The following is a 19,528-nucleotide window of genomic DNA, read 5'->3' as shown; positions in this document are numbered from 1 at the left end:
GTCTGCCATGAACCTGTCGTTGTATTTGTTGACCGTGCTGATCTGGGGCACCACCTGGATCGCCCTGAAGTGGCAACTGGGTGTGGTGGCGATCCCGGTGTCGATCGTCTATCGCTTTGGTCTCGCCGCGCTGGTGCTGTTTGCGCTGTTACTGCTCACCCGCCGCCTGCAACCGATGAACCGGCGTGGGCATCTGATCTGCGTGGCGCAGGGCTTGTGCCTGTTCTGCGTCAATTTCATGTGTTTCCTGACCGCCAGCCAATGGATCCCCAGCGGTCTGGTGGCGGTGGTGTTTTCCACGGCAACGTTGTGGAACGCGCTGAATGCGCGGGTGTTCTTCGGCCAGCGTATCGCGCGCAATGTGCTGATGGGCGGGGCGCTGGGGCTGTCTGGTCTGGGCCTGTTGTTCTGGCCGGAGTTGGCCGGGCATCACGCCAGTCCGCAAACCCTGCTTGGCCTTGGCCTGGCACTCTGCGGCACCTTGTGTTTCTCGGCGGGCAACATGTTGTCGAGCCTGCAACAGAAGGCCGGTCTCAAACCGTTGACCACCAACGCCTGGGGCATGGCCTACGGTGCGGCGATGCTCTCGGTGTGGTGTCTGATCAAGGGCATTCCATTCGAGATGGAATGGACGTCGCGCTACATTGGCGCGCTGCTATATCTGGTGATTCCGGGGTCGGTGATCGGCTTCACTGCGTACTTGACGCTGGTCGGCCGGATGGGCCCGGAGCGCGCCGCGTACTGCACGGTGCTGTTCCCGGTGGTGGCGCTGAACGTCTCGGCTTTTGCCGAGGGCTATCAGTGGACGGCGCCGGCATTGACGGGGCTGGTATTGGTGATGCTGGGGAATGTGCTGGTGTTTCGTAAACCCGGGATTCCGGTTGTTCCGAAGCATGGGAAGCTGGCCTGATGGCCTGAGCGCGAGCACTGGTTATTCAGCGCTCGTTCTTCAGTGTTATGAAAATCAACACCGGCAACATGAAGTCGACGATGTGTCGCGCCCAGTCTTTTGCGTTCCATATTTGCGAAGTGTCCATGTCGAACCATTCAACTCCGATGGTCTGCAGGCAAACGTAATAGGTGAAAATTGCGATCAACAAGCCAACGATCGAATACTTCTTCGCCTCGTGAAACGCTTCGGCGGAGTCATTGACTCTTCGGTAAAGATAATAAGTACCCAACAGGCAATAAGCGGTATAGATCGACTCTGTCGTGATGATGAACCAATAGATGCGGTGATGCATCATGGGTGATTCAATCGCTCTGTAACGTATGTTTTCGTTGATTTGAGTCGTATCCATACTCAGGATGTGTCCGACGTATTCATAGTTTGCCGAGTAGTCCGTCAAGTTTCCGTACATCACCATCAGACCAAAAAAGCTGATGTAGGCCATCAGGCAGACTTTGCTATAGCGGACAAGTTGATCGGTATTGGACGTTCTCAAGGTTGCTATTCTCCGGAGTGTTTATCGTTATATTTGATAAGTCCGGAAAGTTTATAGTGGGGTGGTTTGTTTCGTTGAAGTGTTGATTTTCAAAGTATGTATTGGCTGGAAGTTGAACGGGCAAGTACTTTGCAGTACTTGCCCGATTCGTTTATCCGCGCCAGACCTGCGGGTTCACCAGATCCTGCGGACGCTCGCCAAGCAGGGCGCTGCGCAGGTTGGCCAAGGCACGATTGGCCATGGCTTCGCGGGTTTCGTGGGTGGCCGAGCCGATGTGCGGCAGGGTCACGGCGTTTTTCAGCTGGAACAGTGGTGACTCGGCCAGCGGTTCCTTTTCGTAGACGTCCAGACCGGCACCGCGAATCCGGTTGTCCTGCAATGCCTCGATCAGTGCCGGCTCGTCGACGACCGGGCCACGGGAGATGTTCACGAGAATCGCGTCGGGCTTCATCAAAGCCAGTTCGCGATGGCTGATCAGGTGGCGGGTCTTGTCGCTGAGCGGCACCACCAGGCAGACGAAATCGGCTTCGGCCAGCAGTTGGTCAAGGCTGCGAAATTGCGCGCCGAGTTCCTGTTCCAGTCCGGTCTTGCGGCTGTTGCCGCTGTAGAGAATCGGCATGTTGAAACCGAAGCGTGCGCGACGGGCGACGGCGGCGCCGATGTTGCCCATGCCGACGATGCCCAGGGTCTTGCCGTGCACGTCGCAACCGAACAGCGGTGCGCCGACGCTGGCCTGCCATTGGCCGGCCTTGGTCCAGGCGTCGAGTTCGGCGACGCGGCGGGCGCTGCTCATGATCAGGGCGAAGGCCAGATCGGCGGTGCTTTCGGTCAGAACGTCCGGGGTGTTGGTGAGCATGATCCCGCGTTCGTTGAAGTAGGCGAGGTCGTAGTTGTCGTAGCCGACGGAGACACTGGAGACCACTTCAAGTTTTGCGGCATTTTCCAGTTGGGCCTTGCCGAGTTTGCGACCGACCCCGATCAGGCCGTGGGCGTGGGGCAGGGCTTCGTTGAACTGGGCGTTGATGTCGCCGTTTTTCGGGTTGGGGACGATGACGTCGAAGTCCTGTTGCAGGCGTTCGATCATGGGCGGGGTGATGCGGCTGAAGGCCAGGACTGTTTTTTTCATCGCTATGGGCTCGGCTTCGGGGCTTTATTGCCAAGCAAGCTAACATTTCTGTTTTGGGTTGTCTTGGCGGCCTCCGGGCCGATCAGGTTCATGGATCTCCGATGCTTACGGGCTAGCGCTGGCAATTCCACCCTTGCGGCGATTCTCGTTGGTAGCGAATGAGATTGCTCGATGGCAGTCTGGCAGTTGACAGTCTTTTGAGGACGACTGCACTGCCAGTGCCTCTATTACAATCCCGAAAGATCCAGTGCTATTTCGAAGTTATTACTTCAAGCCCGGCGACATCGATGACACCCGTAACTTCATGTCTTTTCCCATCGTTTTCGTAGTCAGTGTAGGCGAAGATAAAATCCGCTTTTAAGGTTCCTTTTGAAAGGTCGAGATCTATTACATTCAGATAACCAAAATTTTCATCAGAACCATAGACAGTGTGACTTGAGCCTTGTACACGCGAAAACGAGGGCGGAGTGGGTAAGCTGCCCGAACGAAATTCATATTTCGCTATTGGTTTGTCCGCCGGTAAATCGAGCGACAGATTGAACTTTGTTAAAGGATCATCGGGAAACTCATCAGTTGTAAATAAAGCCACCTTTTTGTTGTCGGTAACAAAGACGAAAGGCTCCCCGTTGTATTCCCTGGCGTGTGGGTAATCATTGGAAATCGTGGCTTTGAGTGTGCCAGTGCCGGACTTTTTTTGTGCGTCGGGTTTTAGATCTTTAATGGACATTTTCTGACTCCTTCAGCATTAACGTGGTGGGTGCCAGTTAATCTGGGCGAGTACTAAAATAAATGGTACTGTCATTTCTGACAGGTTTTTAGAGGTTTTTATTATCAAAGTGCTAGGCGCTAGAACAAAGCGTTGATCGTTCCCACGCTCTGGACTGCAGCCCTGAATGCTCTGTGCCCCATCCGAGTTGCCAGCGAATGCAGTTGTCGCCGGCAAGTCGGTTTCTTCAGAGCGGCTTGGCTGTGTGTGGGATGACGTTGTACTTCGACGTTATCCAGCACTCGGTTCACGGCAAACTCAATTCGCCAGCCTGGCTCCCCCCAGACTCCCACTCATCTCATAAGCCGCCAATTCCGCCTGATGCCCCGCCAGAATCTCCGGCAGCGACCCGCGCAAATACTCGACCCAAGTCTTGATCTTCGCATCCAGATACTGCCGCGACGGGTAGATCGCGTACAGGTTCAGTTCCTGCGAGCGGTAGTTCGGCATCACCCGTACCAGCGAGCCATTGCGCAAGCCTTCAATCGCGGCGTACACCGGCAGGACGCCGACGCCCATGCCGCTGGTGATCGCGGTTTTCATCGCGTCGGCGGAGTTGACCAGGAAAGGTGAGCTGTTGATGGTGACCATCTCCTGGCCGTCCGGGCCGTCGAAGGCCCATTTTTCCAGGGGGATCACCGGGCTGACCAGGCGCAGGCAGGCGTGGTTCAGCAGGTCGCTGGGTTTCTGTGCGCAGCCGTTGGCTTTCACGTAGGCCGGCGAGGCGCAGACGATGCTGTAGGTGATGCCCAGGCGCTGCGAGACGAAGCCCGAGTCCGGCAGTTCGCGGGCGAGGACGATGGACACGTCGTAGCCTTCGTCGAGCAGGTCCGGCACGCGGTTGGCCATGGTCAGGTCGAAGGTCACGTCCGGGTGGGTCTTGCGGTAGCGGGCGATCGCGTCGATCACGAAGTGCTGGCCGATGCCGGTCATGGTGTGCACTTTCAATTGTCCGGCAGGGCGGGCGTGGGCTTCGCTGGCTTCGGCTTCGGCCTCTTCGACGTAGGCGAGGATCTGCTCGCAGCGCAGCAGGTAGCGCTTGCCGGCTTCGGTGAGGGCGATGCGCCGGGTCGTGCGATTGAGCAGGCGGGTTTGCAGGTGGGCCTCAAGGTTGGAGACCGCGCGCGAGACGTTGGCGGTGGTGGTGTCGAGCTGCACGGCGGCGGCGGTGAAGCTGCCTGCTTCCGCTACACAACTGAAGGCGCGCATGTTTTGCAAAGTGTCCATGGGGTGCTCTCAAGGGAGATGGCAAATTGTGACACGAAGTTTCAGGGGCTGAGACCCCCGACCAAGGGATTATCTCGTTAACGGTAACAAAGATTCACAGGATTCCCAGCTTATCGCCGTCATGGCGCCCCCCTAGAATTGCGCCCACCTCGAAACATCTCCCACCTCAGGAATTCGCAGCAGTGCCGCGTCGCATCAACAGAGCGCTTTTGCCGCTCAGTGTTCTGGCTCTTTCATTAGGTCTTGGCGGCTGCATCGGAACCGGAGGAATTGCCCCGCAGGGCAAGGCTCTGGAGGCCAATGAACTGGCCACCGACGAGGCCATCGCCCACGCCGCCCGTGACGCAAACTGGCCCACCGCCCAATGGTGGCAAGCCTACGGTGACCCGCAACTCAATCACTGGATCGACCTTGCCGTGCAGGGCAGCCCGACCCTGGCCATGGCCGCTGCGCGCGTGCGTCAGGCCCGGTCACTGGCCGGCGTCGCCGAAGCCGCCGAGTCGTTGCAGATCAATGGCGAGTCGACCCTCAAGCGCCACAACTGGCCGACCGACCCGTTCTACGGCCCCGGTGAGCTGGCCAACAGCACCACCTGGGACAACAACGCCGCGCTGGGTTTCAGTTACGCCCTCGACCTCTGGGGCCGTGAAAGCAACAGCACCGAGCGGGCCGTCGATCTGGCGCACATGAGCGCGGCCGAGGCGCGGCAGGCGCAACTCGAATTGCAGAACAACATCGTGCGTGCCTACATCGAACTCTCGCTGCATTACGCCCAGCGCGACATCGTCGCGGCGACGCTCAAGCAGCAACAGCAGATCCTCGAGCTGGCGCAGAAACGTCTGGACGGCGGGATCGGCACCCACTTCGACGTCAGCCAGGCCGAAACCCCGCTGCCGGAAACCCATCGGCAACTGGACGCGCTGGACGAAGAAATCGCCCTGAGCCGCAACCAGATCGCGGCACTGGCCGGCAAAGGGCCGGGGGCCGGCGCGCAATTGCAGCGTCCGGCCCTGTCCCTTGGCGCGGCACTGAAGCTGCCGTCGGCACTGCCCGCCGAACTGCTCGGCCAGCGTCCGGATGTGGTCGCCAGTCGCTGGCAAGTGGCGGCGCAGGCGCGCGGGATCGAGGTCGCGCATGCCGGGTTCTACCCCAACGTCGATCTGGTCGGCAGCCTCGGCTACATGGCCACCGGCGGCGGGGCGCTGGAGTTCCTGACCGGCAAGAAGCTCAACTACAACGTCGGGCCGGCGATCTCGCTGCCGATCTTCGACGGCGGGCGATTGCGTGCGGAACTGGGTGAAGCCTCGGCGGGTTATGACATCGCCGTGGCGCACTACAACCAGACCCTGGTCAATGCGCTGAAGAACATCTCCGATCAGTTGATCCGCCGCGAGTCGATGGACAAACAGCAGACATTCGCCGCCGAATCGGTGGCCACGGCGCAGAAGACTTACGACATCGCGATGATCGCCTACCAGCGCGGGCTCACCGATTACCTCAATGTGCTCAACGCCCAGACTCTGCTGTTCAAACAACAGCAAGTTCAACAGCAGGTGCAGGCCGCGCGCTTGAGTGCCCATGCCGAACTGGTGACGGCATTGGGCGGTGGTCTTGGTGCGGGTAAAGACGTGCCGACGGCACAACAAACCCAGGCACCGAAAACCCCGGCCCTTCTTCAAGCACTCGACCACTGAGCAAGACTTAATGACTCCCTTGCCCGCACCTTTGCGCTGGCTCTACTCCCTGGAATGGCGCCGGGGTTTCTTCGACTGGGCGCGCAGCGACGGCGTGACCTGGGTTTACATCTTCAAGGTCTTGATCGCTGCGTTCCTGACCCTGTGGCTGGCGATGCGCCTGGAATTGCCGCAGCCGCGTACGGCGATGATCACCGTGTTCATCGTCATGCAGCCGCAGAGCGGTCAGGTATTCGCCAAGAGCTTCTATCGCTTCCTCGGCACCCTGGCCGGGTCGGCGATGATGGTCACGCTGATTTCACTGTTCGCCCAGAACACCGAACTGTTCCTTGGTTCGCTGGCGATCTGGGTCGGCCTCTGTTCGGCCGGCGCCGCCCGTTGCCGCAACTTCCGCGCCTATGGTTTTGTGCTGGCCGGTTACACCGCCGCGATGGTCGGCCTGCCGGCGCTCGCCCATCCTGACGGTGCATTCATGGCGGCGGTGTGGCGGGTGCTGGAAATTTCCCTGGGGATTCTCTGCTCGACCCTGGTCAGCGCCGCGATCCTGCCGCAGACCGCCAGCGCCGCGATGCGCAACGCCTTGTATCAGCGCTTCGGTGTGTTCGCCCTGTTCGTCACCGACGGCCTGCGCGGGCGCAGCAAACCTGAATCGTTCGAGGCCAGCAACGTGCGCTTCATCGCCGAAGCGGTGGGGCTGGAAGGGCTGCGCAGCGTGACCGTGTTCGAAGACCCGCACATGCGTCGGCGCAACGGTCGGCTCAGTCGCCTGAACAGCGAGTTCATGGGCATCACCACCCGCTTCAACGCCTTGCATCAGTTGCTCGAACGCCTGCGTCGCAACGGTGCCGATCATGTGGAAGCGGCGATCAAACCGGGCCTGCAGGATCTGGCCGAAGTGCTCGACGGCTTCAGCGGCCGCGCCCTGACCAGCCCGGATGCGGCGCGTCTGGTGCTGGCGCTGGCGGCGTACAAGGAAGGCTTGCCGGCGCGGGTGCGCAGTCTGCGGGCGATCTTCCAAAAGAGTGAGCCGAGCGACGCCGAGCAACTGGATTTCCATACCGCGTACGAATTGCTCTATCGCTTCGTCGATGACCTGCACAGTTATGCACAGACCCACGCTTCCCTGGCCGATCACCGCCACGAACGCGAGCGCTGGGACGAGCCGTTCACCCCGCAAACCAGTTGGTGGGCGGCGGCCGCTTCGGGGATTCGTGCCGCGTTCATTCTGGTCGTGCTCGGCAGTTACTGGGTCGCTACCGCGTGGCCGAGCGGCGCGACCATGACCCTGATCGCTGCCGCCACTGTGGGCCTGTCCGCCGCCACACCGAACCCGAAACGCATGGCGTTCCAGATGGCCTGCGGCACGTTCCTCGGGGCGCTGATCGGCTTCGTCGAGATGTTTTTCATCTTCCCGTGGATCGACGGTTTTCCGTTGCTGTGCGTGATGCTCGCGCCGGTGATTGTGCTCGGTTCGTTCCTCACTTCGCGGCCGCAATACGCCGGCGTCGGCCTCGGTCTGCTGATCTTTTTCAGCACCGGTTCGGTGCCGGACAACCTGACGATCTACAACCCCTACACCTTCATCAACGACTACATCGCCATGGTCATGGGCATGCTGGTCTGCGCAGCGGCGGGCGCGATCATCCTGCCGCCGAACAGCCGCTGGTTGTGGCGGCGGCTTGAGCAGGATCTGCGCGGGCAAGTGGTGTACGCGATCAGCGGCAAGCTCAAGGGGCTGGCATCGAGTTTCGAAAGCCGTACTCGCGACCTGTTGCATCAGGCTTATGGCCTGGCGGCCGGTCAGCCGCAGGTACAGAAAAACCTGCTGCGCTGGATGTTCGTGGTGCTGGAAGTCGGTCACGCGATCATCGAGTTGCGCAAGGAACAGGCGATCCTGCCGGTGCATCCGGCGTATGCCGAGTCCCAGCCATGGCGCCAGGCAATCCGGGTCATGGGACGCTCGCTGGTGCGGCTGTTCCTGCAACCGAACTCAAGCAATCTGGAACGCGCGCTCGTGGCGGTCGATCACGCGATCAGCCGGGTCGCCGCCACCGATGAGCCGTTCGCGCCGCACTTCGATACCTCGGCCCTGCGGCGGGTGAAAAGCTACCTGCACTTTATCCGCACCTCGTTGCTCGACCCGCAATCACCCCTTGCTGCCTATGCCATCGCCAAGCCCGAAGGACTTGCCCATGCCTCGTGAAATCGCCTTCCACGGCGTGTACATGCCGACCATGACCCTGATGTTTTTCGTCGCCGCGGCACTGGCCTGGGCGCTGGACCGGTTCCTCTCGGGCTTCGATCTGTACCGCTTCTTCTGGCACCCGGCGCTGCTGCGCCTGAGTCTGTTTACCTGTCTGTTCGGCGCGATGGCGCTGACTGTCTACCGTTGAGAATGCTCTGATGAAAAAGTTTTTCAGCCTGCTCGCGACCCTGCTGGTGCTGGCCCTGGCGCTGTGGATCGGCCGCACGTTGTGGGAGCACTACATGAACACCCCGTGGACCCGCGACGGCCGGGTCCGTGCCGATATCATCAACGTCGCCGCCGACGTCACCGGTGAAGTGGTCGACGTGCCGGTACGTGACAACCAGTTGGTGAAGAAAGGTGATCTGCTGATGCAGATCGACCCCGAGCACTACCGCCTGGCGGTGAAACAGGCGCAGTCGCTGGTGGCTTCGCGCAAGGCCACGTGGGAGATGCGCAGGGTCAACGCCCACCGCCGTGCCGACCTCGACAACCTGGTGATCTCCAAGGAAAACCGCGACGACGCCAGCAACATCGCCGACTCGGCGCTGGCCGATTACCAACAGGCCCAGGCACAACTGGAAGCCGCCGAACTCAACCTCAAGCGCACCGAAGTGCGCGCCGCTGTGGACGGCTACGTGACCAACCTCAATGTGCATCGCGGCGACTACGCGCGCATCGGCGAAGCGAAAATGGCCGTGGTCGACATGAACTCGTTCTGGGTCTACGGCTTCTTCGAAGAAACCAAACTGCCCCATGTGCGGGTCGGCGACAAAGCCGACATGCAGCTGATGAGCGGCGAAGTCCTCAAGGGCCACGTGGAGAGCATTTCCCGCGGCATCTACGACCGCGACAACCCGGAAAGCCGCGAGCTGATCGCCGATGTGAACCCGACCTTCAACTGGGTGCGCCTGGCGCAACGGGTGCCGGTGCGGATTCACATCGATGAAGTGCCGGAAGGTGTGCTGCTGGCGGCGGGGATTACCTGCACCGTGGTGGTGAAGCAGGACGCAGTAGATAACTGACAGACTGCGTTGTAGCCATTCGCGAGCCTGCTCGCGATTGGGACGACTCGGTTTTACGAGCAAATACTCAGCTTCTACTCGCTGCAAAACGTCTCGTGCAGATGCCGCCAGATCACCCGCCCGGATTCGGCTTTTTCAAACACTACGGTTGAACGCCGATCCGTGTGCAACCCGCCCGCATCGGTCTGCTGTTCGCGGTAACTCACCGTCGCACCACCTTCATGCAAGGCAATCCCCGTAAGCTCGCCGAGTTCGATGCGGAACCCGCTCTTCTTCCCGCCCGCCATTTGAAACAACGCACGCAAGGCTTCGAAATCCAGCACGCGTCCCAGTGGCGTCACCATGGAAAACCGTGGCGAAAAACGCGTCAGCAATTGCTCCAGCGCTGCCTCGTCTTCCTCCACCGCAAACCATCGCTCGATGGCCTCATGGGCCTGGATCACTTCGTCAAAATAGTCGGCGTAGTCAGTCATGTGGATTTTTCCTGAAGGTGAGGTGCGTGCAGAAGACTGAGCACGGTCGTCGAGTCGAAACGCAGCACGGCGGCCATCGGCAACAGCGTGAGCAGTGCAGCGGCGAGAAAGCAGTGTTGGAAGCCGTTGGAACCCAAGGCGCCGAGCAATGAGCTGAGCAGCGCCGCGCCGAGGCAGAAACCGAGCTGCCGATTGATGTTCCACAGGGCGCTGGAGTGGCCCATTTTCTCCGGCGTGATGCCGACGAACGCCAGGGTCTGCGCAGTCACGCTGCACAGGCTGCCGCCCAGCCCCATCAAGGCGTAGGCGAGGATCAACGGGCCGCTGGCGGGCTGGTCGATCTGCATCAGCACGACAATGCCCAGGGATTGCAGCAGCATGCCGGCGATCAGCAACGGCTTGGGGCCGGTCCGGTTGAAACAGCGTTTGCCCAGCATGATCGCCACACCCGAGGCCGCCGCCCAGGCCAGCATCAGTGCCCCGATTTGCACCGCACTGAAGCCGAGGTCGTGCAGGTACAGCACGGCGATCATGTGAGTGCCGGTGAAGATGCCGGGCACGCACAGGTAGATCAGCATCGCCAGACGCAATGACGGGTTTCTGATCAGTTGCAGATCAAGCACCGCACCCGGTTTGTTCCAGCCATCGCGCAGGTAGATGCACACCGTCATGACGCTGAGCAGCAGGACACCACCCGCGATATGGCGGGTGGCCGGGGCGCTCGCCAGACTGACGGCGATCAGCAACAGACACAGCGCGGACGCCGCCAGCAGCAGGCCGCGTGCGTCCAGTGCCGGGCGTTCACTCGCAGCCTGATCCGCTTTCAACCAGCGCAGGCCCAGACCGAAAGCGAAAAGCGCCACCGGCAGGTTCAGGTAGAAAATCCAGCGCCACGACAACGCCTCGACGATCAGACCACCCGCCGCCGGCGACAGCGCCGGCACCATCAGCGCCACGAGCAAAACCACCCCCGTGAAGTGCGCACGTTGTGTCGCCGGAAACGCTCGATAGGCCAGCGCCTGGCCCACCGGCAGCAGCAATCCACCACCCAGCCCTTGCAGCAGTCGCCAACCGATCAGGCTTTCAATCGATCCGGCCTGAGCGATCAGCCCGGAGGCGATCCCGAACAGCAGCAGCGAACCGAGAATCAGCCGTCGCTCGCCGACCCGTGCAGCCAGCCACACACTCATCGGAATGATCAGCGTCAGCCCGAGCATGTAGGCGTTGGTGATCCAGGCCAGTTGCGTCACCGAGGCGTGCAACTGCGCGGCGATGTCCGGGTACGCAATGCTGGCGGCGAACATGTTCAGCAGGTCGAGGGCGAACCCCAACAGATACACCAGCGCAACTTTCGAGCGATAGGCCATGGCAGCTTCCCTGTGATGAGGTGTGCAGGGTAGGGCGCATGGGGCGATAGAAATACGCCGGTTTGGCTGCTAGTTTGTCAAAAATATTTTGACAGGGAGTGCAGCGAACATGGTTAGCCTGGATCGATTCGATACCTTCAAAGCCGTGGTCGAGGCGGGCTCGCTGACCGCTGCCGCCGATACGCTGGGGCAAACGCGGGCGGTGGTGAGCTTCAACCTCAAGCGACTGGAAGAAGAGTTGGGCGTCACCCTGCTCACCCGAAACACCCGGCAACTGGCCCTGACCGATGCCGGCGAACGTTTTTATCGACGTTGCCTGCGTACGCTGGACGAAGCGCGGCTGGCGATCGAAGAAGCACGTTCGGAACACTCGCAACTCAAGGGCACGCTGCGCATCACCACGACCGTGGAGTTCGCGCTGGCTCAGGTGGTGCCGGCGCTGGAGGTGTTTCGACAGCAGCAGCCGCAACTGAATATTCACCTGTCCACGTCCTCCACCCACGCCGATCTGATCTCCGAACGGTTTGACATGGCGATCCGCCTGGGCCGCATGCACGACTCCAATCTGCGGGCGGTGCAGTTGTCGACGTTCGAAGTGTTTGCCGTGGCGGCGCCGGGGCTGATCGAGCGATTTGTGCCGGTCAACACGTTGGCATTGCTGGAATCAATGCCAACGCTGGGGCATGGGCGGGTGCCGGAAATGACGGTCAGCGATCCGGCCGGCACCGAGCATATCTACCAGCCGAAACCGGGAACCACCGCCATCGTCGCCGACAACTCCGCGACCCTGCGTGCCTTTGCGCTGACCGGGCAGGGCGTGGCGATTCTGCCGCAGTGGCTGATTCAGGAAGACCTCGATGCGGGGCGATTACAACGCCTGTTGCCGGATTACCGTTTCGCCCAGCAAGGCGTGTATGCGCTGTACCCGGACACCCGGCACCTGCCGCTGAAGGTGCGGGCGTTCATTGATTTCATGAAGGGCTGGGGCTGAGATTTTGTGTTGGCCGTTCTGGCCCCATCGCCAGCAGGCTGGCTCCCACACGTTTTCTGCGCCCTGCCGAAAATCCTTGTGGGAGACAGCCTGCTGGCGATGGGGTCGACTCGATCTCTCAGAGTTCCCCGCGCAAGCCGAAGCGCTTCATCAATGTCGATTCCAGCAACCCTTTCGGCAGCAACGTCGCCAGCAACGGCAACGCCCGGCTGCCATTGCCGATGCGGATCAGTCGTGGCGGTCTGCTCTGCTGCACAGCCTTGAGCAATTCGGCGGCAAAGTCGCTGGCCGGGGTCGGTTTGTCCTGGGACGCCTTGGCCCGCGCCCGGATGCCTTCACGCAACGGAAACCACGGCGATTGTTCGTTGATCAGTTGTTCGGCCTCATGCCCGGCATTCCTGGCGAAGCTGGACTGGATCGCCCCCGGCTGCACCTCCATCACGCGAACCCCGAACGGCGCCAGCTCCATGCGCAACGCATCGCTCAGCGCATGCACTGCCGCTTTCGACGCGCAATAGGCGCCAGCGAACGGCGTGACCAGCACCCCGGAAACACTGCCGACATTCACCACCAGGCCCTTGGCCCGGCGCAGCACCGGGAACAGTGCGCGGGTCACGCCGACAATCGAAAACACGTTGGTTTCGAACTGGCGCTGCATGGCCGCCACACCGCCGTCGAGCAGCGGCCCCATGGCGCCGTAACCGGCATTGTTGATCAACACGTCGAGGCCGCCGCGCTGCTGGTTGATCCGTTCGGCAAGTTGTTCCAGCGCGGCGTGGTCATTGACGTCGAGCTGCACCGCCGTGAACCCGGCGGCGCCGAGTGCCGCGACATCTTCAGCCTTGCGCGCACTGGCCCAGACCTCGTAGCCGGCGCCTTTGAAGGCATCGGCGAGGGCGCGGCCGATGCCGCTGGAACAACCGGTAATCAACGCAACAGGCATGGCGCGTTCCTTGTGCAAAAGAGTGGGGGAGGGCTCAGTCGGAGAAACTACCCTGCAATCGCTCGGCGCGAAACTCCAGGGTTTGCGGGCGATAGCCAGATCGCAACGGTGGCATCGGCAGGCAGTCTTCCCAACTGCCGCCGGCCTGCAATTCGCCGGGGCCGCGGTAACGTGGGGCGGCGTATTGATTGTCGGCCAGATTCACCGTGTCGCCCGGCGCATACGCCGCAATGCGCCAGCGCAGCTCGGTCAGCGGCACGTCGTTGCCATTGTTCATCCTGAGCAGCAGCGGGCGGTCGGCAGGGCAGTGTTCGGGGGCATACACGATGCGCAATTCAAGGCGCGCCAGTTGCTTGACCTCGCGGTTGTCCAGCCACACCACCCACATCGCCACCAGCCCCAGGCCCACGGCGGCGGCCATGGACACCGGCAAGGCCTTGGCCGGGTAGCGCAGCAGCAGGATCAGCCAGGTAACGACCAGCAAGACGCCGATAAACATGTTCGAACGCTCCTAGAACTTGTGCTCACCATCCTACCGAAGGGGCGCGGGAATGGACATTCGCGGATTGAGTGAAGGGGCCATCGGTCGGGACTGTAGTTTCTGACAGTAGCCGAACGAGCGCTGAGCTTGCTCAGATACCCGAGGTACAAAGAAGGCCGGTCGCGCGGGGAAGCACGGTTAATGAGCTTGCACATCAATACGCCGAGGATGTCTGTGTCCGACCCGCGCGGCTTGCCGGTTCGCACGGTCGAGTATTGCCGGACGATCAAGGGTGGGCCTGTCGAGCCCCGGATCAACCGTGTGCTTCACGATCCCGCGGGGCGTGTCATCAGGCAATGGGATCCACGCCTGTGGGAACTGCAATCGGCAGACCCTCTGACACCGGCCAGCCTGACGCAGGTGTTTTCCCTCAATGCCAGGGTGATCCGAACGGACAGCGCTGATGCCGGTACGCAGCGCGAATTGCCGGGGCTCGGTTCACAATCGGTATTGGGTTGGGACAGTCGCCAGACGCGCCGCGAAACCGAGCACGATGCCTTGCTGCGACCGGTTGCGGTGTGCGAGCAAGGCGCGGGCGAACCTCGGCATTGTGTCGAGCGCTTCACTTATGGTTCTCCCGGAGCAGGTGATCAGGCTAAAAATCAGTTCGGGCAGTTGATTCGTCATGATCATCCTGGGGGGCGCGTACTGTTCAACGCCTTTGCAATCAGCGGCCAATGCTCCGAGGACACCCGTCACTTCACCCTTGACCCGGTAACGCCCGATTGGCCGGAACGCGAGGAGGACCGGCTGGCCTTGCTTGAGCCGGGGGCAGGGGCGACCACCCGATGGCGCTTCGGGGCGCAGGGCGATGTGCTCGAGCAGGTGGATGCCAGGGACAACCGGCATGTTTTCGCGTTGACGGTCGATGGTCGTTTGCGTGAACGTCGGTTGCAGTTGAAGAACCAGCCCGAGCAGACACTGGTCAGCGACATCTGCTACAGCGCGTATGGCAGCATCGAGCGGGAAACGGCCGGCAATGGCGTGGTGGCCATGCTGACGTATCGCCCGGAGGATGGTCGCCTGACGGTCCGCCGGGATGAGGATGCCACCGGGCGAGTACTGCAACACCGGATTTATGGTTATGACCGGATGGGAAACGTCCTGAGCATCGAGGACAAGGCAATGCCGATCCGCTATTTCGCCAATCAGCGGATAGAACCGGTCAGCCGGTTTTTCTATGACAGCCTTTATCAATTGATCAGGGCGTTCGGCTGGGAAGCTGGCACTGCCAGTCAGGGCCCGCCATCAAGGGGGCGAGTCGATCCGGCGGCGGTCAGCAACTATCAGCAGAGTTACAGATATGACGCCAGCGGTAACCTGTGCGAATTGATTCACCTTGGCTCACAAGGCCCTGGGCGCAATCTTCAGCCTGCGCGGTATAGCAATCGCAGTCTGCCGTACGATGTCACGCCGCCCACCGAGGCTGAAATTGCGGCGGCATTCGATGACGGAGGCAACCGGCTGATGCTGGAGCCAGGTCGATTGCTGAGCTGGAACCTGCGTAATCAACTGCAATCGGTCAGCCCGGTCGAACGTGCCTCCGGAGGGAATGATCAGGAAGTCTATCTCTACGGGAATGACGCTCAGCGAGTGCGCAAGATCCGCTCCCAAAAAACCAGCGCACGCACGGTCGTTGCCGAGGTGCGCTATGTGCCGGGACTGGAGCTGCGCAGCAACAGTGGCACCGGCGAGCGGTTGCAAGTCATCACCGTCGAAGGCGGGCTCAACAGCGCTCGAGTGTTGCACTGGGAGAGTGCGCCGCCCTCGGGAATCAATGATCGGTATCGATACAGTTGTGCCGATCATGTGGGGTCCGTCAGCCTGGAAACCGCCGCTGACGGCGCGATCATCAGTCAGGAACGCTTCCACCCGTTCGGTACAACCGCCTGGCAGGACGGCGAACACGGTTACAAATTCGCGCGTTACTCAGGTAAGGAGCGTGACGCGACCCGGCTTTGTTACTACGGCTCTCGCTATTACATCCCCTGGTTGCAGCACTGGTTGAATCCTGATCCGGCAGGGGCGGTCGACGGACTCAATCTGTACAGGATGGTTCTCAACAATCCCATGACTTACAGCGATGTGGACGGCGCCGAAACCCGAGAAAAACAGGCCAACGGCTTATGGACGCCTGTGCTCGCGACAGGCGAGAACCGCCAGAGGCCGGGCGCTGTCCCGGTCGACGCAGGGAAGCCGCACAACAATGTGCCGTTCACTGCGAAAGCGACCGGTATTCGCGAGGCGTTGACGATTCCACAGTTCAGTCGACTGACGATCAATACCGATTTGTTCATGCCCCAAAAGGCCGGATATTCCCAGACCATTACCAAGCAACTTGTGAACACGCAGGGCGGTGACCGCTTCATATTCTCCATGCAGCGAATAAGCTACAGCGGCTCTGTACGCGGCGAGTTCAATGCGATCAAGGTGGTCGATATTCCGGCCGGAGAAATACCTGACCAATCCAGCGCCGTGTCAGGTTACTGGGTGGCCCAGGGCGGGTATCTGGACATACCGGTGCATCCCCGGGCGACAGAGCCTGAATATGTATTTACTCCCGGGTTCAGTGGTTGTTCGCTGACCGTCGATCAGCTCAATGACAACACCTTGAGGGTAAGGCATGTCGAGGGCAGCAAAGAGGCAGAGCAATACAATCGTTTGCCGTCAGCCGAGCATGGAATGGGCATGAGTGCGGCCATGGAGTTCATGGATTACGGCTTCGATGACGAGGGTGGCAAGGTCGTGACGCAACTGACCGGTTTCGCTTTCATGAGGTACGAACGCAAGACCAGGACCTGGAATATCCACTATCAGAGCAATCAGGGGGCGGCGACGATCGGCGTTTATTCCACAGAGCGGAAACTGTTCGGAGGATCAAAGTCCTTTGCCAGTGTGATGGAGAAACCGAAGGTCAGAAGAACGATGACCAAGCAAGCGGTCACCGCCCGCGCACGCCCACAGGGTTAAAAAAACACCACGCGACCTGCTGCGGATAGGGGACGCAGGGGGCTGGGGCGGTGCTTGTTATTGCAGGTCGATCACTGCGCGATGGTTTTCACCGAGACGCCGCGTTCGCTCGGGGTGGCGCGACCGGAGATATCTTCGAAGCGCTCGATATCGTCTTCGCCCAGGTACGAGCCCGACGGCACTTCGATGATTTCCAGCGGATCTTGCCCGGGCTACGCGCAGGTGCCGTTGGTCGGGACTGTAATTTCCGACAGTAGCCGAACCAGCGCTGAGCTTGCTCAGATACCAGAGGCACAACAAATGCCGGTTGCGGGGAAGCGCTCCATGAGCTTGCACGTCAATACGCCGAGAATGTCTGTGGTCGACCCGCGCGGCTTGCCGGTGCGCACGGTCGACTATTGTCGAGACATCGAGAACGGACCGGTCGAGTCCCGGGTCAACCGCACCCTGCATGACGCGGCGGGGCGTGCGGTGAAACAGTGGGACCCGCGACTTTGGCTGTCGCAGGCCGGCGACCCTCTGACCCCGGCCAACCTGACGCAGGTGTTTACCCTGGACTCCACGGTGATTCGTTCGGACAGCGTCGATGCCGGCACGCAAATCGAGTTGAAGGGACTCGCCGCACAAATACTGTTCAGTTGGGACAGCCGTCAGACGCAGCGCGAGATCGAGCACGACAATTTGCTGCGCCCTGTCGCGATATTCGAAGAAGGAACAGGCGTGCCTCGGCGTTGTGCCGAGCGATTGACTTACGGTCATCCCGGCAGCGGGGACCCGTCGCGAAACCAGTTCGGTTAGCTGATTCGTCATGACCAGCCGGCGGGCAGCGTGCTGTTCAATGCGTTTGCAATCAGCGGCCCCTGCACCGAAGACACCCGCCACTTTACTCTGGAGCCGCTCACACCCGACTGGCCGGAGCAGGAGGCGGATCGTCAGCGGCTGTTGGAGCCAGGCGCCGGTGCGACATCGCAGTGGCGCCATGGTGCGTTGGGCGACGTGCTGGAACAGACGGATGCCCGAGACAACCGGCATACGTTCGCGCTGACCGTCGATGGTCGCTTGCGCGAGCGGCGATTGCAGTTGAAGGGGGAGTCTGAGCAGATCCTGGTTACTGACATCCGCTATAACGCGCAAGGCGATGTCACGCAGGAAACCGCTGGCAACGGTGTGCAATCCTCCCGGATCTATCGCCCCGAAGACGATCAACTGCTGGTCCTCCGGAGCGAAATGCCCACGGTCGAGTGCTGCAGCACCTCAGTTATGGATACGACAGGATGGGCAATGTCCTGAGTATCGAAGACAAGGCACTGCCGATCCGTTACTTCGCCAACCAGCGCATCGAGCCGGTCAGCCGCTTTTTCTACGACAGTCTTTACCAGCTGACCAAGGCGTCCGGCTGGGAAGCCGGGGTTGTCAGTCAGGGCCCGCAATCGATGGGGCGCATCGACCCTGCGGCGGTCAGCAACTATCAGCAGACTTACGAATATGATCCAGGCGGCAACCTGCGCAACCTGATTCATGTCGGCCCGCAAAGTCATGGGCGAAAACTGCAACCGGCGAGTTACAGCAACCGATCTTTGCCTTATGTGGACGTCATCCCCGGCGACGCGGAAATTGAAGCTGCCTACGACCGCAGGGGCAACCTGCTGGCGCTGGAACCGGGGCGGCTGCTGAATTGGGATCTGCGTAACCAACTGCAATCGGTCAGTCCGGTGGAGCGCGCCTCCGGGCTCAACGACCAAGAGCTCTATCTCTACGATGGCAGAAGCCAGCGGGTACGCAAGATCCGCTCTTCGTTAACCAACGCCCGAACCCTGGTTACCGACGTGCGCTATTTGCCTGGACTGGAGTTGCGCACAGACGACGGCACCGGGGAACGGTTGCAGGTCATCACGGCCGACGGTGTTCGGGTACTGCGTTGGGAGAGCCCGCCGCCCCGGGGCGCCGACATTCAATATCGATACCAGCATGTCGATCACTTGGGTTCGGTCAGTCTGAAAACCGCCGATGACGGAGCGGTGATCAGCCGGGAAAGGTTTCACCCATACGGCACCAGCGCCTGGCAGGACGGTGAATCCAGCTACAAATTCGTCTGTTACTCGGGCAAGGAGCGCGATGCCAGCGGGCTTGATTACTACGTTTACCGCTACTACATCTCGTGGTTGCAAAAATGGAGCAATCCGGATCCGGCAGGTGTGGAGGCAGATGGCATCAATCTTTTCCGAATGGTGAGAAATAATCCGTTGACGTTTTTTGACGAGCAAGGCGAGGAATCAAAGTCCAATTCGGCGGTACGCACGGCCATCGAGATATTTGAATCGTACAAGGACAATTACAGCGATACGGACAGAGTGAAGCCCTACACGATGATGAATGACATAACCGCAGGCAAGCTCAAGTTCAAAACTACAAAGGCAACCCCTGCGGTGCTCGAAAAGACCAAAGACTTGAAGTTTACCTTGCGTCATTACTCATACAACTTCGCGACGAAGGGCGCGGCACCGTCACATATGGACATCAAGTCAAACTTTTCTCTGGTCAACAGCAAATTGAAGGCGTTGGGTGGAAAAGGTGGCAATACCAGCGAAAAGGATTGGACCAAGGCTGGGAATATGGGGTTCACCTTCTTTCTTTTATCTGTCCCGTCCTGAATAAGGTTTACACCTTCTGATCTATTTTCAGGAGGACGTAATGGAAACGGCTAAAAGGCGTAGT

The 19,528-nt window shown here is 60.5% G+C and carries 15 protein-coding genes and 2 pseudogenes; 8 read left to right on the top strand and 9 right to left on the bottom strand.

Annotation, left to right across the window (positions count from 1 at the left end; genetic code table 11):
* Positions 1-7: 7 nt before the first annotated feature.
* Entirely contained in the window at positions 8-910 is a 903-nt protein-coding gene (locus ACKJSM_RS19180) for a DMT family transporter (protein WP_236178200.1), read from the top strand.
* Positions 911-935: 25 nt separating this feature from the next.
* Here the strand turns inward: ACKJSM_RS19180 and ACKJSM_RS19175 are convergent, their stop codons facing one another.
* From ACKJSM_RS19175 to ACKJSM_RS19160, 4 genes are all read right to left on the bottom strand, one after another.
* Positions 936-1,445, bottom strand: coding sequence for a DUF2165 family protein (locus ACKJSM_RS19175; protein WP_276574193.1), 510 nt, complete (start codon positions 1,443-1,445; stop codon positions 936-938).
* Positions 1,446-1,596: 151 nt separating this feature from the next.
* On the bottom strand, positions 1,597-2,571 hold the full coding sequence (locus tag ACKJSM_RS19170) for a 2-hydroxyacid dehydrogenase (RefSeq protein ID WP_410238559.1): 975 nt from the start codon (positions 2,569-2,571) through the stop codon (positions 1,597-1,599).
* 250 nt (positions 2,572-2,821) lie between these two features.
* Positions 2,822-3,298, bottom strand: a complete 477-nt coding sequence (locus ACKJSM_RS19165) for a hypothetical protein (protein ID WP_410238558.1) — start codon at positions 3,296-3,298, stop codon at positions 2,822-2,824.
* 297 nt (positions 3,299-3,595) lie between these two features.
* Complete coding sequence (locus ACKJSM_RS19160; protein ID WP_085654658.1) at positions 3,596-4,564, bottom strand: LysR family transcriptional regulator; 969 nt, start codon at positions 4,562-4,564, stop codon at positions 3,596-3,598.
* 182 nt (positions 4,565-4,746) lie between these two features.
* Between ACKJSM_RS19160 and ACKJSM_RS19155 the strand changes: the two genes are divergently transcribed.
* Genes ACKJSM_RS19155 through ACKJSM_RS19140 form a run of 4 tightly spaced genes read left to right on the top strand, consistent with a single transcriptional unit; the run spans position 4,747 to position 9,528 of the window.
* Positions 4,747-6,258 carry an efflux transporter outer membrane subunit gene (locus ACKJSM_RS19155; protein WP_410238557.1) on the top strand — a complete coding sequence of 504 codons (1,512 nt, stop codon included), beginning with the start codon at positions 4,747-4,749 and terminating at the stop codon, positions 6,256-6,258.
* Positions 6,259-6,268: 10 nt separating this feature from the next.
* Positions 6,269-8,461 (top strand): FUSC family protein, encoded by a 2,193-nt coding sequence (locus ACKJSM_RS19150; protein WP_410238556.1) that lies wholly within the window; start codon positions 6,269-6,271, stop codon positions 8,459-8,461.
* On the top strand, positions 8,451-8,651 hold the full coding sequence (locus ACKJSM_RS19145; protein ID WP_003221811.1) for a DUF1656 domain-containing protein: 201 nt from the start codon (positions 8,451-8,453) through the stop codon (positions 8,649-8,651). Before ACKJSM_RS19150 ends, ACKJSM_RS19145 begins: the two co-directional genes overlap by 11 nt.
* A gap of 10 nt (positions 8,652-8,661) precedes the next feature.
* Positions 8,662-9,528 carry an efflux RND transporter periplasmic adaptor subunit gene (locus ACKJSM_RS19140; RefSeq protein ID WP_410238555.1) on the top strand — a complete coding sequence of 289 codons (867 nt, stop codon included), beginning with the start codon at positions 8,662-8,664 and terminating at the stop codon, positions 9,526-9,528.
* Between the two features lie 74 nt (positions 9,529-9,602).
* On the opposite strand, the gene ACKJSM_RS19135 is transcribed toward ACKJSM_RS19140, so the two are convergent.
* Together ACKJSM_RS19135 and ACKJSM_RS19130 are read right to left on the bottom strand one after the other, a co-directional pair.
* Entirely contained in the window at positions 9,603-10,001 is a 399-nt protein-coding gene (locus ACKJSM_RS19135; RefSeq protein ID WP_236178207.1) for a DUF4440 domain-containing protein, read from the bottom strand.
* A complete protein-coding gene (locus tag ACKJSM_RS19130) occupies positions 9,998-11,368 on the bottom strand; it encodes an MFS transporter (protein WP_410238554.1) in 1,371 nt (456 codons plus the stop codon). The genes ACKJSM_RS19135 and ACKJSM_RS19130 overlap by 4 nt, the downstream gene beginning before the upstream one ends.
* 109 nt (positions 11,369-11,477) lie before the next feature.
* Between ACKJSM_RS19130 and ACKJSM_RS19125 the strand changes: the two genes are divergently transcribed.
* Positions 11,478-12,359 carry a LysR substrate-binding domain-containing protein gene (locus tag ACKJSM_RS19125; protein ID WP_410238553.1) on the top strand — a complete coding sequence of 294 codons (882 nt, stop codon included), beginning with the start codon at positions 11,478-11,480 and terminating at the stop codon, positions 12,357-12,359.
* A 118-nt stretch (positions 12,360-12,477) separates the two neighbouring features.
* Here ACKJSM_RS19125 and ACKJSM_RS19120 read toward each other — a convergent pair whose 3' ends face one another.
* Together ACKJSM_RS19120 and ACKJSM_RS19115 are read right to left on the bottom strand one after the other, a co-directional pair.
* Complete coding sequence (locus ACKJSM_RS19120; protein WP_410238552.1) at positions 12,478-13,302, bottom strand: SDR family oxidoreductase; 825 nt, start codon at positions 13,300-13,302, stop codon at positions 12,478-12,480.
* Positions 13,303-13,336: 34 nt separating this feature from the next.
* Positions 13,337-13,801, bottom strand: coding sequence for a multidrug transporter (locus ACKJSM_RS19115; RefSeq protein ID WP_236178212.1), 465 nt, complete (start codon positions 13,799-13,801; stop codon positions 13,337-13,339).
* Between the two features lie 183 nt (positions 13,802-13,984).
* Between ACKJSM_RS19115 and ACKJSM_RS19110 the strand changes: the two genes are divergently transcribed.
* Positions 13,985-16,813, top strand: a complete 2,829-nt coding sequence (locus tag ACKJSM_RS19110) for an RHS repeat domain-containing protein (protein ID WP_410238551.1) — start codon at positions 13,985-13,987, stop codon at positions 16,811-16,813.
* Between the two features lie 71 nt (positions 16,814-16,884).
* Here ACKJSM_RS19110 and ACKJSM_RS19105 read toward each other — a convergent pair.
* A pseudogene (locus tag ACKJSM_RS19105) lies at positions 16,885-17,025 on the bottom strand (hypothetical protein); the annotation flags it as partial.
* A gap of 112 nt (positions 17,026-17,137) precedes the next feature.
* Between ACKJSM_RS19105 and ACKJSM_RS19100 the strand changes: the two are divergent.
* Positions 17,138-19,101, top strand: a pseudogene (locus ACKJSM_RS19100) (RHS repeat domain-containing protein); the annotation flags it as partial.
* Positions 19,102-19,528 lie beyond the last annotated feature (427 nt).

The sequence above is a fragment of the Pseudomonas sp. PHC1 genome, from assembly GCF_046487845.1.
In the GTDB taxonomy this organism is placed as follows: domain Bacteria; phylum Pseudomonadota; class Gammaproteobacteria; order Pseudomonadales; family Pseudomonadaceae; genus Aquipseudomonas; species Aquipseudomonas sputi.
Note: the sequence above shows the minus strand (reverse complement) of the source record. Positions and strands in the feature narration are given on the sequence as shown.

Excerpts from the sequence above, each read along its gene's own strand:
- ACKJSM_RS19180 (WP_236178200.1), top strand. The coding sequence starts at position 8 with ATGAACCTGTCGTTGTATTTGTTGACCGTGCTGATCTGGGGCACCACC.
- ACKJSM_RS19170 (WP_410238559.1), bottom strand. The coding sequence starts at position 2,571 with ATGAAAAAAACAGTCCTGGCCTTCAGCCGCATCACCCCGCCCATGATC.
- ACKJSM_RS19165 (WP_410238558.1), bottom strand. The coding sequence starts at position 3,298 with ATGTCCATTAAAGATCTAAAACCCGACGCACAAAAAAAGTCCGGCACT.
- ACKJSM_RS19160 (WP_085654658.1), bottom strand. The coding sequence starts at position 4,564 with ATGGACACTTTGCAAAACATGCGCGCCTTCAGTTGTGTAGCGGAAGCA.
- ACKJSM_RS19150 (WP_410238556.1), top strand. The coding sequence starts at position 6,269 with ATGACTCCCTTGCCCGCACCTTTGCGCTGGCTCTACTCCCTGGAATGG.
- ACKJSM_RS19145 (WP_003221811.1), top strand. The coding sequence starts at position 8,451 with ATGCCTCGTGAAATCGCCTTCCACGGCGTGTACATGCCGACCATGACC.
- ACKJSM_RS19140 (WP_410238555.1), top strand. The coding sequence starts at position 8,662 with ATGAAAAAGTTTTTCAGCCTGCTCGCGACCCTGCTGGTGCTGGCCCTG.
- ACKJSM_RS19135 (WP_236178207.1), bottom strand. The coding sequence starts at position 10,001 with ATGACTGACTACGCCGACTATTTTGACGAAGTGATCCAGGCCCATGAG.
- ACKJSM_RS19130 (WP_410238554.1), bottom strand. The coding sequence starts at position 11,368 with ATGGCCTATCGCTCGAAAGTTGCGCTGGTGTATCTGTTGGGGTTCGCC.
- ACKJSM_RS19125 (WP_410238553.1), top strand. The coding sequence starts at position 11,478 with ATGGTTAGCCTGGATCGATTCGATACCTTCAAAGCCGTGGTCGAGGCG.
- ACKJSM_RS19120 (WP_410238552.1), bottom strand. The coding sequence starts at position 13,302 with ATGCCTGTTGCGTTGATTACCGGTTGTTCCAGCGGCATCGGCCGCGCC.
- ACKJSM_RS19115 (WP_236178212.1), bottom strand. The coding sequence starts at position 13,801 with ATGTTTATCGGCGTCTTGCTGGTCGTTACCTGGCTGATCCTGCTGCTG.
- ACKJSM_RS19110 (WP_410238551.1), top strand. The coding sequence starts at position 13,985 with ATGAGCTTGCACATCAATACGCCGAGGATGTCTGTGTCCGACCCGCGC.